The organism is Trichocoleus sp. Lan, assembly GCF_039961855.1.
GTDB lineage: Bacteria > Cyanobacteriota > Cyanobacteriia > Cyanobacteriales > FACHB-T130 > FACHB-T130.
Genome location: NZ_JAMPKA010000002.1, coordinates 181341 through 198836 on the forward strand (window position 1 = coordinate 181341; position 17496 = coordinate 198836).

At 45.7% G+C, this 17496-nt stretch carries 12 protein-coding genes; 3 read left to right on the plus strand and 9 right to left on the minus strand.

Features of this window, described 5'->3' with window-relative positions; translation table 11 throughout:
- Window positions 1-516: 516 nt before the first annotated feature.
- From NDA03_RS02315 to NDA03_RS02325, 3 genes are all read right to left on the minus strand, one after another.
- Window positions 517-1935, minus strand: a complete 1419-nt coding sequence (locus NDA03_RS02315; RefSeq protein WP_199292181.1) for an adenylate/guanylate cyclase domain-containing protein — start codon at window positions 1933-1935, stop codon at window positions 517-519.
- A 225-nt stretch (window positions 1936-2160) separates the two neighbouring features.
- Window positions 2161-3129 (minus strand): molybdopterin-dependent oxidoreductase, encoded by a 969-nt coding sequence (locus NDA03_RS02320; protein ID WP_348237177.1) that lies wholly within the window; start codon window positions 3127-3129, stop codon window positions 2161-2163.
- A gap of 111 nt (window positions 3130-3240) precedes the next feature.
- Complete coding sequence (locus tag NDA03_RS02325) at window positions 3241-3825, minus strand: thioredoxin family protein (protein ID WP_190429335.1); 585 nt, start codon at window positions 3823-3825, stop codon at window positions 3241-3243.
- 157 nt (window positions 3826-3982) lie between these two features.
- Between NDA03_RS02325 and NDA03_RS02330 the strand changes: the two genes are divergently transcribed.
- Complete coding sequence (locus tag NDA03_RS02330; protein WP_190415866.1) at window positions 3983-4489, plus strand: hypothetical protein; 507 nt, start codon at window positions 3983-3985, stop codon at window positions 4487-4489.
- A 588-nt stretch (window positions 4490-5077) separates the two neighbouring features.
- Window positions 5078-5818 carry a class I SAM-dependent methyltransferase gene (locus NDA03_RS02335; protein WP_348237260.1) on the plus strand — a complete coding sequence of 247 codons (741 nt, stop codon included), beginning with the start codon at window positions 5078-5080 and terminating at the stop codon, window positions 5816-5818.
- 93 nt (window positions 5819-5911) lie between these two features.
- Here NDA03_RS02335 and NDA03_RS02340 read toward each other — a convergent pair whose 3' ends face one another.
- The 6 genes from NDA03_RS02340 to NDA03_RS02365 form a co-directional block, all read right to left on the minus strand.
- The gene (locus tag NDA03_RS02340) at window positions 5912-7231 is read right to left on the minus strand and encodes an alkaline phosphatase PhoX (protein ID WP_190415864.1); all 1320 of its coding nucleotides are present in this window, start codon (window positions 7229-7231) and stop codon (window positions 5912-5914) included.
- Between the two features lie 215 nt (window positions 7232-7446).
- Window positions 7447-8310 carry an NAD(P)-dependent oxidoreductase gene (locus NDA03_RS02345; protein WP_348237178.1) on the minus strand — a complete coding sequence of 288 codons (864 nt, stop codon included), beginning with the start codon at window positions 8308-8310 and terminating at the stop codon, window positions 7447-7449.
- A gap of 118 nt (window positions 8311-8428) precedes the next feature.
- Window positions 8429-9094 carry a class I SAM-dependent methyltransferase gene (locus tag NDA03_RS02350; RefSeq protein WP_348237179.1) on the minus strand — a complete coding sequence of 222 codons (666 nt, stop codon included), beginning with the start codon at window positions 9092-9094 and terminating at the stop codon, window positions 8429-8431.
- A gap of 189 nt (window positions 9095-9283) precedes the next feature.
- Window positions 9284-11014: a M48 family metalloprotease gene (locus tag NDA03_RS02355; RefSeq protein WP_348237180.1), complete on the minus strand. Its 1731-nt coding sequence runs from the start codon at window positions 11012-11014 to the stop codon at window positions 9284-9286.
- Between the two features lie 283 nt (window positions 11015-11297).
- Window positions 11298-12146 (minus strand): AAR2 pre-mRNA splicing protein, encoded by an 849-nt coding sequence (locus NDA03_RS02360; RefSeq protein ID WP_190535839.1) that lies wholly within the window; start codon window positions 12144-12146, stop codon window positions 11298-11300.
- On the minus strand, window positions 12146-14764 hold the full coding sequence (locus tag NDA03_RS02365; RefSeq protein ID WP_348237181.1) for a DUF4157 domain-containing protein: 2619 nt from the start codon (window positions 14762-14764) through the stop codon (window positions 12146-12148). The genes NDA03_RS02360 and NDA03_RS02365 overlap by 1 nt, the downstream gene beginning before the upstream one ends.
- 680 nt (window positions 14765-15444) lie before the next feature.
- Here NDA03_RS02365 and NDA03_RS02370 point away from each other — a divergent pair.
- On the plus strand, window positions 15445-17448 hold the full coding sequence (locus NDA03_RS02370) for an AAA family ATPase (RefSeq protein ID WP_348237182.1): 2004 nt from the start codon (window positions 15445-15447) through the stop codon (window positions 17446-17448).
- The last annotated feature ends 48 nt before the right edge of the window (window positions 17449-17496 follow it).

Consider the following 17496-nt stretch of genomic DNA (forward strand, 5'->3'; position numbering starts at 1 on the left):
TCAAGCCACACCTGCTTGTAACCTCTATTTCCCAGGGTTTCGTTTTCTCTTTCGGTATTATTCAAAATAGCTGTAAGCTTTAACGGGCAAAACTTATGAAGGGATTTATCTGAAAGGAAACCCGTTTAAATAGGCATCATTTAAAATTTTCACCCAGCCACTTTCCCTCAGATACAGAGGGGCGCAAGAGAAGGGGTGAGGTTCTCCTAGAATACTGAGTAATTAGCAAGATTTATATGAGTAAATTATTCACCATTCTGTAAAAAAAACTGGCGCATTTGATACATTTTTAAAATCTTAATCAGTTTGTCTAGTTGAAGATTCTTGAGCGCTGCCTTATCGGGTCAAAATCCTCAAAATCCTTGAAGCGGAGACATTAAGAATTTTTAAAATTTCAGCCTTTCCTGGAATATATAACAGTCTTCTTTAATTTGGGAAAAACGAACCGCAGAGACGCAGAGAGCGCAGAGGAAGAGAAGAGAGGAGCTTATCGAGCAAATAGACTCGGTAAATAACCTACACTGCATCAAGCTCGTAAATCGCTACTAGCTCTTCCTTGCCTTTCACCCGAACAAACTTATCGACTAAGCGCAGGGGGAAAGTGTCGGGGTGGCGCAGCGCTTCGACGATTGGCTTGGTGACGAGGATGGTGCTGTCGTAGTTTTTGGTGAGGCTTTCGACACGAGCGGCTACGTTTACGGCATCCCCAACAACTGTAGACTCGATACGGGAGCTAAATCCAACGGTACCCATGACGACCTCGCCTCGATGAATGCCAATACCGATATCGATGGTTGGCAAACCTTGGTGCGATCGCTCTTCATTCAAGATTTTAAGTCGCTGTCGCATTGCTAACGCTGCGTGCAGAGCGTTGTCCGTCGCTTCATCATCGAAGAGCGCCATAATCGCGTCGCCGATATACTTGTCTATGAAACCGCCGGACTTGTCAATCACTTGTCCCATGCAGGCGAGGTAGTCATTCAAAAATGAAAAGGTTTCTAAGGGCGTCATTTGTTCTGACATTGCCGTGTAGCCCCGAATATCGGCAAATAGGATCGTAATCGTGCGCGTCGAGGCAAAGCCGACTTGGATGTTCTCGATGCCGTCGGGTGCAATCACCAGAAGAAATTTCTCTGGTACGAATCGATGAAAAGACTCGATAGTTTTCTGTAGTCGGCTAAACAAACCTTGTAGCGCCGCCGACATATCATTGAACGCGATCGCTAAAGCGCCGATTTCATCTTTGCGGTAAATTTCAGCCCGATGGTGTAAATCGCCTGCGGCAATTTTGGCAGCACTCAATTGCAACCGCCGCACGGGACTACTGAGTTCTGTTGCCAACAGGTAGGAACCGAAAAGACCCAAGGAGAGGGCGAAAACACCTACAAACAGCGCTTTTTCGACAGCGATCGCGACCGCTTGATTGACCTGCCGCAGTGACATCCCAATCCGCAACGTCCCAATTTTTTGCCCCGAAGAGTTGCGAATCGCGGCGGCAACTTCGATGGCAGTTTCACCTTGGCGTGCCCGCACTTTGCGGTTGAAAGTAATGTCGCGCAGGAGAAATGTCTCGACAACACGGGTATCGTCATATACTGCCAGCGCTGAGTCCGTGACCCACACAGGCACAATATCGGGAACATACTGTTCCTGAAGTTCGCTTTCGCTGGCGGCGACGATTTGATTAGACAGGCGCACATCGGAGATCAGAATGTAAACGAAATCTGGGTTGCGCTTCAGTAGCAGATTGAAACCGAGCCGAATCTGACCCCAATTTTGGTCTTCAAGTTCGTTTGTCCAGGTATTGGATAAAGCGATCGCTAGCTGCTGGACTTCACGCCGCTTCTGTTCCCGGTAGAGTTGTCTCTCGTTTTTCGCCCACAGCCATACCACAGAACCAACAATCGCCACAATCAAGAGTGTCGTGGCGGTCATAATTCGTGTATGAATTGAACGGAACGCGGCAACTTTCATCAGGGTTAATTGGTAATGGTTACTTGGTAATTTCTAAAAAGTTTGAAATTTTAAATTTTTAGTTTTGAACGAAAAAATCTTCTTGAAACTCAAAACTCTCAAAAGTTAAAACTTTTGAATAAAATAATTTTCTTGGAACTCAAAACTCAAAACTCAAAACTCAAAACTCAGATTAACCATTCGCCATTATTTACTAACCTCCAGTTGTTCCACAAAAGTGAGCCAGCGCTGATTCTCGGATCTCGCTTGACAATTGCTGGGGAAAGCCAGCGTTATCGGACCACCCATTTTGGCAGGAATCGGATTGCGTTCGTTACTCCAGTGCGTGGCAAACAAAATATCGCAGTCTCGCACCTCGTTAGCTGCCAAACGAATTGGATTCAGGGCATTGCGAGAGACGGGCGCTTTTCCCCGAACGATAACCATACCGTTTTCTGGCAGGGTAACACCGGCAGCCGCAAGAACGTCCCGCACCCGCACGCCCGTGAGCTTGACTTTACCAATCGGCCATCCAATCGGGTAGCCAACAGCTTCTTCGATGGTGACTTGTGGCAGTTGGCTGATGGTTTTGGCATCAAGCGGGGTTTCGCCAACGCGCAGTTGCACTGGCTCGGTACCGACAATCAAGTTGGTCACGTAAAATGCCCAAAAACGGTCGGGATACTTTTGCTCAAGCTGCGGGTACTCGGTGTAAGGAAATACCAGAGAAAGCGGTCCGCCTTCGCTGCGGGAAATGGGCATTCCATCGCGCTCTAAAGCAATGATAATCGGGTACGCACGCAAGTCGGCAATGCTGACGGTGGCACGGTAGGAATCGAAAGCGACAAGCGTTACTTCCTTACTATTAGTGATGCCGAACTTGTCGAGCAGTTTAGAGATAGCAACACCCCGAAAGTCAAAAATCCGATCGGGGTTGTTGCTGGTATTATGGGGCGATCGCGTCCGTATATGGGTGGTTGCGATCGCATCTAGTTCTTGCATAGTCAACCGCACAGATTTTCCCGCCGCCGTTTTCCCCTGAATTTCTAGATTCCACTGTTGCCGCTGTCGATTGTTCGTATGAGCGGCAACCATTGCGGCGTTTTTTTGCATCGCCTCATTTCTCCACGCCTCCATCTCGGCATTCGTTGGTTTCTGATTTTGACATCCGCTCATGAAGACAAGCAGGAAGAGGCAGCTGGAAAGAGGGAGCCGGGAAGATTTCATGTCATCTTTATAACCTTCAAGCTTGATTCTGCACCCTTCCACAAGTCCCTGTTGCTGCGATTAATGAGGAAAATATGTCGGTTCATTCCCCGGCTTCCACTTGATGTTGCAGCCGATGCTAGGCTTCTGGTCTGAGGGGATTGATTGACCGGCTAACACTGCATCTATTGCGGCTCGTAAATCTTTGCCGTTGACGGGTCGATCGTTACCGGGGCGACTGTCATCTAATTGACCGCGATAAACCAAACTTTGGTTGGCATCAAAGAGGAAAAAGTCTGGGGTACAAGCAGCGGTATAAGCTTTAGCAGTTTCTTGAGTTTCGTCGTAGCACAACGGAAAGGTGAATCCCAGCTCATTCGCCATTGCTTTGAGTGAGTTGGGGGCATCATCTGGATAGTTGCTGGCATCGTTGGCGCTAATTGCCACAATTCCAATCTCTTCTCCGACGTAATCCTTGCCAAGCTGCACCAGTTCTCCCTGGATGTGTTTCACAAAAGGGCAATGCTTGCAGATGAACATGACCAGCAATGCCTGCTTATCGGCAAAGGTGGCAAGGGAAATGGTTTGACCAGATACCACATCCGGCAACTGGAAATCTGGGGCTGTAGTGCCCAGCGCCAACATGGTTGAGGCGGTTCGCACCATTGTATGCACTCCTTAGGTTTTGGTAGACTGCGCTCCCACTTATATTGCTCTACCACTGAAAAAAAAACCAGAGTAAGTAGCGATCGCCTCCCGTTATAGTACAATTGTACTGATTGCGTCCGCATCCAAGTCGTTAGGTAGCCATCCAGCCATCGACATGACAAAACTGCAAGCCAGCCTCAAAGTAGTCCAGATGAAACGTGGCGAAGACCGCCAACCTGTAAAAGGTGATGCCAAACACAAGCGCGTTCCATCGCCAGCGATCGCCAATACTGAAAGACGACCTCGAAAGACAGGCGATTCCAGAAGGTTAATTCCGTCACTACGGGTGAAAACCTATCAGGAACTGCTACAGGAACATCTGAATGAAAAGTTAAAACACCTAGAGGCGCAAGCAACCCAAGTCAATCGGCTTTCAGCGGAGCTAGAGGCAGCAATACAGGAACTCAAGGCAATCTCAGCTCAAGTTAATACAGACTTGAAATCCCTTCGGGGTAAAGCTGACATTTGCGAGTATAAAGCAACCAGTCTCCCCTACGTCGGGCAAAAGCTTGATGGATCGTTAGTGCTAACGGCTCGATCCATCGATCTCTACAAAGCCGAACGGGAAGCTTCGTCGCTGGCACAGAAGCTGCGGCGACGAACCGGAAAAAAACGCCGCTGAGAGCTTTAATCGTCTAAAGCAAATATAAGCCCCAGGCTTCCATCCTGGGGCTTATTTCAATGGCTATTGCATTTGCGATCGCTGATATTTCCCAAACCAGTTAAGAGCGATCGCGTGAGTTTATCGCGATCGCTCTTAACTGAAATTTAGGAAATCGTATTGCGGTTACTACAAATTCTTAGGCTTAGCGCTATTATTTGAATAATCGAAATATATCCTAAATAAATATTTAAGGATAGTTCTTCCTTATCAAAATTTATAATATTATAAGAACTTGAGTAAAGTCTAGATTTCAAGATAAAAAGTTTCTCTTTATCTTGAAGAAAGAACTTTGTTTACATTCTACTAATAAACATTTAGGGAAAAATCAACAAAGGTGTAGGTAAAGGAGCCATTATTTTATAATTATAACTCCTAAAAAAATGCTAATTTTATTGTTAATCAGACCTTTTACGTGAAAAAAATAAACTAGAGTAAAGAAAGAAACTTTTATTCTTTTTTTCTGGCCTTATACCGAAAATCGTCAAAATTTATTAGTGAGTGACGCTGGTGAAAGAAAATAACTCAAAAGACACGCCGTTGCACGCAATGAATCCACTGAGCCGATTTTCCAACCGAGCAGAGGATTACGCCAAGTATCGACCGAACTATCCAGACGCCGCTATTGATATTATCCTGAAGGGATTAGGAAATCCTTCACAACTGGTCGCCGCAGATATTGGTGCAGGGACGGGAATTTCCTCGCGTTTGTTAGCTCAACGGGGAGTGAATGCGATCGCTATCGAGCCAAACGCCGCAATGAGAGAAGCTGCATCACCGCATTCCTTGGTAGAGTTTCGCGATGGGACAGCAGAAGTCACGAATTTACCCAACGCATCTGTTGATTTAGTGACTTGCTTCCAATCTTTCCATTGGTTTAATCCAGAACCAACATTGCTAGAATTCCGCCGCATTCTCAGGCCAAGGGGACGACTAGCGGTAGTATGGAACGATCGCGCTCAAAACGATCAATTCACAGCAAATTACAGCCGCTTAGTTGAGATTGCATCAAACAATCATCTAGCAGAAAAGCGGATGGTTTCAGCTACTCCACTGCTAACCAGTCCGCATTTTCCTGATGTCCACTGCCATACCTTTGAGTACTGGCAACAGTTAGATTTAGAGGGGCTAATTGGCAGGGTAAATAGTGTATCGTACATCCCTAAAGAAGGATCGGCATACGAGCAACTGGTGGCAGATTTGCAAGAACTGTATGCAAGCGCTTGTAATGAGCGCGGCTATGTGTATTTAACCTATACCACGAATGTTTACCTTGCAGATAATGGGTAATCAGAAAGAGTAACTGTAGAGATACGAAATTTCCTATCTTTGCAAGAATCACCCATTATCCATTACCCATTACCTATTACCTATTACCCCTTATTATCCTTTCGCCCAAGGTCCCCAAATAGCAAAAGTAATGCCAGGAGTTTGGATATTCACGAACATGGTCTGACCATCGGGCGAAAAACAAGCACCAGCGAACTCATTATCATTGATAGCATTCCGAGCAAATTGGTAGAGTTCGCCCTTTTGAGTGACGCCGACTACAAATTGCTCGTCGTCACCATCTTCACAGATGATCAAATCGCCAAAAGGAGCCACAACAATGTTATCAGGACTATCTAATACATTTACATCATTTGGTTCAACAAAAAGTTCAAGAGTGCCGCCTTCTTGTGCTGTTTTCCCAGGAACGTAGCGCCAAACTTGACCGAGTCCGGCAGCGCCACCATCTGTGCAACAAAAGTAAAATTCACCGTTGCCGTACCAGATGCCTTCCCCGCGTGTAAATTGGGCTGCACCCTTACTAAAGCCTTCGACGCGGACAGTATCTGTATCCGGGTCGGGATTGTCGATGCGAACCCATTCAACTTGCATTGGTTGACGCACCGGGAAGTTAGTTTTAGTAATTGCTTGGGGCATTCCTTTAATTTTCAGAGCTTCCAAAACACCGCCTTCTACAAGTTTGCCCGGTTGATTTGGAATGAAGCGATAGAAGAGACCATTGCCTCTATCTTCAGTTTCATAAACAATTCCAGTTTTTGGATCGATTGCAACCGCTTCGTGGTTAAAACGCCCCATTGCTTTCAAAGGCACGGGAGTCACAGTTGTTTTTGCATTCGCCGGAACTTCAAAGTTATAACCGTGACGTTGGTTGACATTTCCCGTAATATTAACTGGATCGTTTGTAGCGGGAGTTGAGGTATTTTCTTCAGAGCTAATCCACGAACCCCAAGGAGTCGTGCCACCTGCACAGTTACGGTATGTTCCTGCTAGGGAGGCAAAATGACTTTGTATTTGGCGATTCGCCCCTACAATTAGAGTTGTTGTCCCACCTTTACAGAGATTATCGTATTTGAGTCCGACAACTTGCGTGGTAGAATTCGGGCTTAATTCGTGATTGCGAATTAAGATAGTTGTGTTATTAGGACCGGGAAAAGCACCCATCCCATCGTGACCACCCGGTACTGGATTGCCATCGTTCATCATGTCTCCAGTCCGAGAGATAGCGCGATATTGAAATCCGCGTGGTAAATCCAATAAACCATTGGGATCTGGAATCAGTGGGCCATAACCTCCCCCATTTACTAATTGACCCCTGGCTGCTTTGGTATAGAGCGCTTCTAGAGGGGACATTAATACAGCACCCGCAGCACTCGCGCCTGCCAGGGTGAAGAATTGCCGCCGTGATAAAGACATGGTGTTCTCCGCGTTTATGCGTTGAACAGCTTAATTGGCGTTCATCAACCTTCGGCAAAGCTTTGATTAAGGCTTGGTTAATTTTTTATTCAGAAAATATTATTGCTTGCCTAGTTTATTCCGTTTTTACTAAAAAATTATGAACGTAGAAGTACGCTAAGAATCTTCGCGAACCTTTGAGCTTACCTTAGCGCACCTTTGCGTTAAAACACTCATTAATCTTCAGGATTAATCGCAGAAAATAGCGCTGAATAATCCTCATCCGCCAAACCCATTTCCTGTGCCATTTCTAAAATTTGGCGAATACCTTCCAGACTGTTGACATTCAAGCCATTTAACTTAGCTTCATTGAGAAATAAGTTAGTATCTTTGAGCAGATGTTTAGTTGGGAAATTGGGATTTTCATAATTCCTATCTAACATCCGCTGCAATTTCTTATCAAAAGTGGGAGCAAAAAGGGCGCTTTGCCGTAAGATTTGCATAAACAGCTCAACGTCGGCACCTTGACGTTGAACAAAACCTAAACTAAGGGCAAAAGCACTGGTAAGGGAAGCGATTAATTGATTTAATGCTAATTTGACAGCAGCGGCAGCACCGACTGAACCAATATGTAGGGGTTCAGGGCTAAAATGTTTTAGAAAATCCGACCACTGTTGAAATTGCTCATCGGAAGCACCTACCATGACAATTAATTTACCGGCTTCTGCTTCCGAAATACTGCCCAACACGGGTGCTTCAATATACTCTGCACCCGCTGCAACAATTTGGGAAGCGATCGCTTTACTTTCTGTGGGTGAGATCGTTCCCATTTGAATGACTGTACGCCCTTTTAACTCTGGTCGGGAAGCCTCCGACAACAGAACTTCATCAATTGCTGTCGCATTTGTCAGCATCAAAATTACGCACTCAGACTCGCGAATTGCCTCTTGTGGAGAGTCGGCAATTTTAGCGCCAGCGTCCTGCAAAGGTGCTAACTTTGACTGAGTACGATTGTATGCAACTACTGGAATTTTAGCGTCTAACAGCCTTTTAGCCATCGGCTGTCCCATCAACCCAGTTCCTAAAAATCCTACTTTCACGATTGCTTTGACCTCTCTAATTCTTGTTGCTGAAGAACCTCACGCCGTCTGCAACACTCCTCAGCGTAAAGAGGGTTGGGAATGAGGCTCAGGAAAGATAACGGCGATTCAAGCGAATTTAAGAGGGATCAACCCAGGCTCGTTCGGCTGTCCAATGGCGATCGCTCGATCGATAAACTGTAACACCCTCCAAACCAGCTTGTTGCAGGAAGTCTTGCACTTCATCCAAAGTAAACGCAGCGTGGAGAGAGTCGTGAAATAACATCTTTTGATGTTTGTTGTAATTTGTACCGATACTTTCCACCAAATTATTCATTATTTCCTCGCTTGGAGGACGAATTAAATCTCGGATGAGAATAGCACCCTGCGGCTTTACCACTCGTTTCACTTCTTGCAAGAATGGGAGTGGATTGGGTAGGTGGTGAAACAAGCTATTGGAAATTACCATATCAAATTGTCCGTCTTGATAAGGTAACTTCTTGGCATCAACAAATTCTAGAATGATTTGTTTTTGCAACCCGGCTTTTTCTACATTTTCCCTGCCAAGTTGCAGCATTGATTCTGCCATATCAATGCCGAAAATTTGCCATTTAGGGCGTTGCTGTGCAATTAAGATAGGAATTCGAGCGGTTCCGGTTCCGGCATCTAGAACAGTTGCATTTGTTGCTCCTATCTCAATTGCGCGTTGAGCAAATGCCCCGTTTATTTCGGTAAAGTCCATTGCGTCATATTCAACAGCTTCTTCCAAACTGTCCATGACTTCGGGTTCTAATACTCTTTGCATGGCTTAATGGCTAAGTAGATGGATCTCGTATTTGTCGGATAGATCGAGCAGATGCGGAGGCGCGTTCATGCCGTAAGGCTTTAGCTTTCTAGGGACAGTAACCCATCAAAGCGTTGTCAATGTTGGGTTTCGTTCCTGAATCCAACCTACATAAGATGTTTAGGTTGATCGTGTCTACCCGCTGAATTGCTAATTGCGATCGCGCTTTCGTTTGCGTTCTTTTTCCTTCTTCTTTGCCTCGTCGAGAATTTTCTTCACTTTTGCCTTAATTTCGTTGTGTCGCGCTACTCCTTCATAGGCATAGCGGTTGTAGCCGTTAGTCTGAATTAAACTTTCTAAATAGCGAGTCCGCTCATCGGTGATCGGGTGCGTGGAAAGCCAACTGAAGATCGGGCGATCGCGATCTTGCTTGCTTAGCGTCACCATCAGATTCCGCATCCCATCCGCCGCATAGCCGGTAGCACTGAGAATACGAGTTCCGAGAATATCCGCCTGACGTTCCATGTCGCGGCTGTAGTCAAAAACAATCAGATTGGTGACGGTATTTCCAGCATAAGGAATAAATCCGGTCACGCTAGCCGTCAGATTTCCTTGCGTGACTAATTGAAACCCATGAGAGAGGACGGCATGAGATAATTCATGAGCTAATAAACCGGCTAATTCTGCCTCAGAATGAGTGCGAGCGATCGCACCCGCATTGACAAAAACCTTGCCTCCTGGTAGCGCAAAAGCATTGAGATCGTCATCTAGAACCACAAAAAATTCATACTCAAAATCCTGGCGTCCCGCTACCGTTGCTAATTTATTTCCTATCTCCCGAACGTAATTCAACACCTCTTCATCTTCAACCAGTGGCAGTTCGCGTTTGGCTTGTTTTGCCACCGATCGACCAATCGCAGATTCTCCCCGCAGCATCAGTGCGGCGCTTTCAACGGCAGTCAGAGGGCCAAACAAACTGCCAGTGAAGGCATAGCTTAAAGCACCCGTAATTACATTAGCGATCGCATTTCCTCTCAATTCGGCGCGTAAATGCGATTGATAACGTTTTAGATTCTCTTCCGCTAGCGTTGCAAACTCCGCCGCTTCTGGATGATTCGGGTTAAGCAACGCAAATTGACGTGCTGACAGCGAAGCTTCCAACCATTTTTTATTTTGACCGTATGCTGCAATTTTTGCTTTGAGCAACATCGGTTCGGCGGGATAAAGAGTGCTTGCCCGTTCCAAAACTTGTAAAGATTTTTCTACCTGATTGTAATCCCGCAGCGCTTTTGCATACTCTACCGGACCGGGAATAAATTCAGGATACTGCTCTACTAAAAATTGCAGCGGCACAAAAATTTTGCTTTCCAGTTTTTGTTGTATACCCGCTTGAGCCTCGCGCCAATAAACTCTCCCCGCTGGTGCTAACTTATCCGCGTCAGTAATGGCTTCTTTTCGCTCAGTTTTCTCGGTTGCATTAGCAAAAGGAACTTTTGCCTCCCGGTAAAGCTTTTCAGCCGCAGCAAATTGTCCCCCCAGATAAAGCTTATCCGCTTCAATTATTTTCTCTTGCTGAGCAATTTCTTCTGGAGTTAGTTTCTCCTCCTCAGCTTTTTCGTCTGTATCGGATTCTGGTTTTGTTTCCGGCTTTTCACTTGCTTCCGGACTGGGTTCTGGTTTTGTTTCCTCAGCAGAGGGTTTGACTTCGGGGGTGCTGGTTTCTTCCGTCTTTGGCGTTGTCGGAACTGGAGTAACGATTACCGCCGGAGGTGAATCCTTTTGCGTGTTGGTATCCTCTGGTTGAGGCGTTGGGGTTTCAGTTTTCTTGGGAACTGGAGTCACAATCACCGTAGGAGGCGATGTCGGTTCCGCTAGCACTGCTGTGGGGGAAGCGGACAATAGCACAAGCGCAAAAGCCAGGGAATTCCAGACAGGTTTCATGGCAGAAGAAAATGGAAACTCTAGTTTTCTATATTATGTTTAGAGTTTACCCAACCCATCTCGCTACGACTAGAGGAGCAGTAAGGCGAGGTTGTACCATTTTACGCAGACTTATTTTAGAAACGCGATCGCATTTCCTGTATTTGTGTTTTCGTTAGCGCGATCGCATCCTAAAGCAGTTCTGAGGAAATTTCGCTCATTGAGGCATAAAGTTCGTCTATCTAATTAATCTGCCGAGTTTGCGATCGCCTTGGTGCTGGCTATCTCTTGATAGAATGCCATGCTACCCATTCGTCCTCCGTTTTTCCAAATAAGCAGCAAATTCTCGACCTTTCGCCCCCAATTCCTCGATATCCGTATCCAGCATATCTTCAACCAGATAACTAGCATCGTGGTTAACAAAGCTATTTGGTTCAAACATACTATCGGGCAAGCATTCAAACTGTGCTATCAGAGTATCGATTACAGCCACAAAACAATTAGAATTTTGAGAGATTATTCTTTCACCTGCATTATAGATGGATAAAAGTAAGTGCTGCCAGCGGTTAAAAGCTTCTGCATCCCCATCATTTTCAGAAGTAACCAACCAGCGCACAAAAGAAAACTGAAGTTCTCCCAAAAACGCTTCTTTATCACCTTTATGGGTATCAAATAGAGCTAGTTCAAAGCGAGACTTGTGATGTTTTTCCATCCAATCAGATAATTCTGCTATTGGCAGATTGACTGGTGGTTCGCTAACTATCTCTTGATGAAGTTGCGGCGGAAAATCGCTGGAATTAATATATTGGGTCAATTTCCTCCACTTTTCCCACTGTTCTTGGGGATAAGGAAAGAGTGCTGTTCCCATAGAACCGTTGATGGCTAATTGTTGATAGGTAGCGACAGATTCGGAATTGTCATCCACAAACTGTTGTAAAGTATAGTCAAAAACTTTAACAACTACCTCATCTGGATGCAGATAGCACCAAAATCCTGGATGTGTTGCCTCAGCCTGAACGCTTACATAATGAACTCCAGGCGGAACCAAAGAAAACCCCCGAAAACCTCCTTTAAGCGGATATTTAAATAAGTCAATCTGAGCAGACAACTTCGGCACATCGCGCAAGACAATTGCAGTGAAAAGACTAGCCATTAAATCCCCCACATCTGACGAGCTAGTTCGACCAAACCAGCAAATTTGTCTTCTGCTTGTTCAATATTTTGTTGCATTTCCGCCCCTACAGAATTATTGCTATCTGCTTTTGGTCGTTGAATTTCATCAAGATTAGGTTGTTCCTCGACTTTACTCTTCTCGGCTGCTTTTTTCGCTTCCTGGTTATTTTGATAGGTTTTTTCAACATCTACCCCAAACTGAAGGATCAGATTGCGGAAACCGGATACGCTATCTGCCATTACTCCAGCAACCGGATTGAGCCTACTCTGTTGCGTTTCACTATTTGCGCCTTCATCCTTGAGCGCGATCGCGATGCTACCTACCTCCGACAAACGATTAAACCAATTCACTGTAGAAGAACCTACTAAAGGAGCAGCAGATTTGAGCATACGGTCTATATATTTACCAGCTTTATATGCAGCTTTCCAAATTTCTGCTTCACTGTACTCGTGCAATACCTTAAGCGTGTCTCCTACTTGTTCTCGGAAGGAATGGAGATATTCTTCGTCAGATAATTGAAGTTCGACCTTATCAAATCCTTTATCTTTTTTAATGCTGTTGCCAATCTGCTGACCAATTACGGAGAAGTGAACTGCACCCTGAGTAAAATAGGCTTCATTGGCATAAACAATCGAGTGTGAGAGTGCTGTTTTAAGACGCACGGAGTATTGATCAATTTCTTTCTGAAGAGCTATAGTATTTTTGCTTTTGCTAGAATCTTTAAGGTCTTGCAAATACAGACGAATTGCTGCAACTTCATCCAGTTGTTCCTGGTAAATTAGGTTAGCTGCTGCCATCTTCTTCGTATCAGCAGCTTGATGCTCGGAGAGATACCGTTTACCAGCTTCGAGATTCTTCCGCAGGGTGACATAAACCTCATCGGTGCTGGTGTTGATTTGGAGAATCTTCTCCTGAAGTAAACACTGATACTCGTTGTAGTAACCTTCAGCTTCTGCAAATCGTGTGCGGAGTTTTTGTTGCTTATGGTATGTTTCTACGTCCATCCCTTCTTGGTACTGAGCGCCTTCGTCGTATGGCTTTAAGCTATCTCCTACAATAGAGGTTTGATATTGTTCCCATTCTCCTTGTGTCATGTGGATTCGCATCTTTAAGATCGACCACATATCTTGATCGGCAGCAAACTTAGTAAAGACATCACCTTTTAGCTCGACTTCCTGTTGCGGAATAATTTTTGCGGTATTCTCGTTTTCGTTCTTATCAAGCGTGAATGGCCTCTTTTCCATGAAGTCTTGAGCATAGACGTTGACATCAAAGACTGTGCCAGGTTCGTTAGGCCATTTGAGTTCTGTCTTGAACAGTTGATTGAACAGCGTGACGGCTGCGATTGAGCCTGCACCTTTGAGATTGACATCAATGTCTGAAGTTAGTGTCTCGCTACCTGCACTCGACCACTTCAGTCGATCTTCCGGTTCTAAGTTCTCGAATTCACCAGTTGCGAGTTCATTATCTCGTATATGTGTTAGAAGCTTGTTAGTCTCCGTCTGACGCAGTTTGATGAAACTCTCCAGCATTAGCTTTTTGAACCAAGGCTGCTTTCTCGAAATCTCTGCTTTCTCCTTGCCTTTCCATTTACCCTCTACCAAGTAATCTCTCACAAGAAACCAGTTTGAGTAGAAATCATTTTTTAATATTTGTTTGGCTTTTTCCTGACTAATAGTGTCAACGTCCTGCTCGCTATTCACCGCGTTCCAAAGGTCATCCGGCGTGCGCTGAATTAACCTACCTTGCACTGCTCCGGATAGCGTACCGCCACTCTGCTGTACCACATGAGTTAACTCGTGGGCAATTAACTCTTGTCCCTCCCGATTTCCAGGTTCGTAAGCTCCCTGACGAAAGAAGATATCTTGTCCTGTGGTAAAAGCTTTCGCCTGAATTGATTGGTTGAGCTGGTCAGATTGAGAATTGGTGTGGACTTTAACGCTACTAAAATCAGCCCCAAACGCCCCTTCCATCGGTACACGGATGCTATCTGCCAGTGGCTGTCCGCTACCCCGCGCCCCTTGAATGGAGGCTTCCACATCTTGCGTAACCGTTCCTCCGTTGGCTTGCAGACGCTGCACCATTGGCTTCATCTGAAGTTCGTCTTCCTCAGGAGGCATCTCTTGCCGCTGGACTGGGTTACTCTGACCTGACGACTGAGGAGAGGGCGCATTTATCTGCTGCACTATCTGCGCTGCCATCTGGTCAGCTTCCTGCTCGTATTTATCTCCTGGCTGCCCTATCGTAAGCTTCGCCTGAACCGACAGTTTTTCCTCGCCTTCGTCTTCCAACTCTTCCTGACGCTGGATAGCCTCCGCCCCGGCTGACATCTGGATATTGTCTTCAACAGTGGACTCAGACTCAGATTGTAGTGCTTCTGCCCGCTCCTGCATTGGCTCAGCCGAATTCAAACTTCTCATCAGAGGATGAACGTAGTCTGCTGGCAAGGGGGTGTAGCTGGGCATTTGCGACTCTGACTGATGCTCGTCAACAGGTTGTTTTGCCTGCACGGTCATTGGAGGTGGGGCAAAGCGAGAGGCTTTCGCCTGGGTTTGCGGAGTCCAAGAGGAAGATTTTTGCACTCTTTTGTAGGTCATATTGAGCCTCTCGTGCCAGCGTGGGAAATTTTTAAGCCTTTAGATCATATCTTTGCTTAAATCGTCAAGGATGGATGGGAATAAATTTTAATAAAATAGATACTCCTCTAGATAGATAAAATCTGTAAATTAGGCGATTTCGGGTAAAGGTGGAAAAATCAATGGATATAGCAGCCACTTCTAACTGGCACAAAGCCAACCCTCACTATCTGATGACCGCAGTGGCAGGGATACATCGAGCATTAGAGACCTAATAGTTACAGTTTCTTTCCATCTTTCCCGGAGAATTACTGAGAAGTATGAAAAAATAAAAATCGTAAATTTGCTGTTGTGCTTTGATAGCCAAGCTGGTTCTAAAAGCCTTTTTCCTTTATCCCGAAACTTTAGCCAAACGACTAAAGTCGCGACTATACAAACAAAGCCTGCCTACGCAGGCTGCTATGAAAAGGAGCGGAACCACACAAACAAAGCTTGCCTACGCGGGCTTTCATGAAAAGGGGCTTAGAATAACCAAATTTGCTACAAAATAAATTAATTAATGATTTTTTAAGCTTAAATACTTAACTTTACGATTTGAATTTGCCACTAAATATATTCATCAATCCAGAGAAATTTGAAGGCGTTTAGTTCTAGAGGATAAATCCGTAATTTCCTCATGGCGGTTTGAAGTCAGAAAACTAATGAATATCACAACCACCGACCGCTGGTATAAAAGCAATTCCCACTATCTGATGACCGCAGTAGCGGGAGTGCATCGGAGATTAGAGCAGTACATCGATCGCCAGCAGAATCGAGCCGTTGAAGCAGTTGCGGACGACCAATCAATAGAAGCGATCGCTGCCTCTATGTCAGCCCCCCCAGCATTAGAGCAACTCTGCACTACCTTTAACCTGTCCCCCTTCGAGCGCAATATTCTGCTGTTGTGCGTCGGTATGGCAATTTTTCCTAATTTCTCAGCCCTCTGCGCTAACGCTCAAGGAAATCGGGAAATGGCTTATCCGACCTTTGGTTTAGCTTTGGAAGTGTTTCCCCAAAGTCATTGGAGTGCTTTTACCCCCCAAGCACCTCTGCGTCACTGGCAATTACTGCAAGTCGGTACAGGTCAAGTCATTACCTTCTGTTCTTTGCAGATTGATGAGAGCGTGCTGCACTATCTCTTTGGCGAACCGTATCAGGACGATCGCCTGATGAGTCTAATTCAGCCCTTGCCTGTAGAAGCGTATTGCAATACACCCCTACAACCGTCCCACCAGCAGTTAGCAGACAGGCTAGCAGCTATCTTGTCTGAAGCGGGAAATTCTTCTACTTTCTCTATCCCGCAACTGTGTGGTTTAGACGTAGGCGACAAATGGGCAATCGCTGTCGCTGCCTGCGCCCTCATGGGGCATCCCTTAAAACTCATATCCGCCCATCGCTTACCAACCGATCCGGACGACCTGATTCATCTGTTCCGACGCTGGGAACGCGAAGTCGCTTTGACAGGTAGTGTTCTGTTGCTGGATTGCGATCGCTTCAATGCGGGTGATTCAGTCCGAGCAACCTCAATTTTGCAGCTCATTCAAGACACCACCACCCCACTAATGATTACTACAGAAGAACGGCTGCATTCGCCACAACGCCCCCTAATTACCTTCGACGTTCCCAAACTTACCCGCAGCGAACAACTTGCTCTCTGGAAAACTAATCTCGGCTCAGTCGCCACTGAATTAAACGGACACGTAGAGGAGCTAGTCTCTCAATTTAACCTCAGCACTCCCGCCATTCAATCTGCCTGCGAACAATTAAAAATTAAAAGTGAACAATTAGAAATTGAAGTAGATTCTCCAATTCAAAATCAGTTATGGGATTTCTGTCGCGTCCAAGCACGTCCACGCTTAGATGATTTAGCTCAACGCATTGATTCAACTTCTACTTGGGACGACTTGGTGCTGCCAGAAGCACAACGCCAGATTCTGCGTGATATCTCCGCTCATCTTCGGCAACGCGCTAAAGTTTACGAAGTCTGGGGATTTGCTGGTAAGAGCAATCGGGGTTTAGGTATCAGCGCCTTATTTGCAGGGGCTTCCGGTACAGGTAAAACAATGGCAGCAGATGTACTGGCCAAGGAATTGCGGTTAGACCTGTATCGCATCGACTTGAGTGCAGTCGTTAGCAAATATATTGGAGAAACCGAAAAGAACTTGCGGCGGATATTTGATACTGCTGAAGCAGGCGGTGCTATTTTGCTATTCGATGAAGCTGACGCCTTATTTGGGAAACGCACTGAGGTGAAAGATAGCCACGACCGCCACGCTAATGTCGAAGTTAGCTATTTGCTACAGCGCATGGAAGCTTATCAGGGTTTGGCGATTTTGACGACTAACTTGAAAGGTTCGTTAGACCAAGCTTTCCTACGCCGCATCCGATTTATTGTGCAGTTTCCCTTCCCCGATGCCAGCCAACGGGCGGAAATTTGGCAGCGTATCTTCCCCAAAAAGACCCCGACTGAAGGGCTAGATATGAGCAAGCTAGCAAAGCTGAATGTAGCGGGAGGAAATATCCGCAATATTTCCTTGAATGCCGCTTTTCTAGCAGCCAATGCCGGAGAGCCGGTGATGATGAAACATATTCTACAAGCGACCAAAAGTGAATATGTCAAGTTAGAGCGATCGCTCACTGATGTAGAAATTAAAGGTTGGCTCTGATCTGTTTAAGTTGAAGTGCCGATTCCTTACAGGTAGGAATGTCGATTA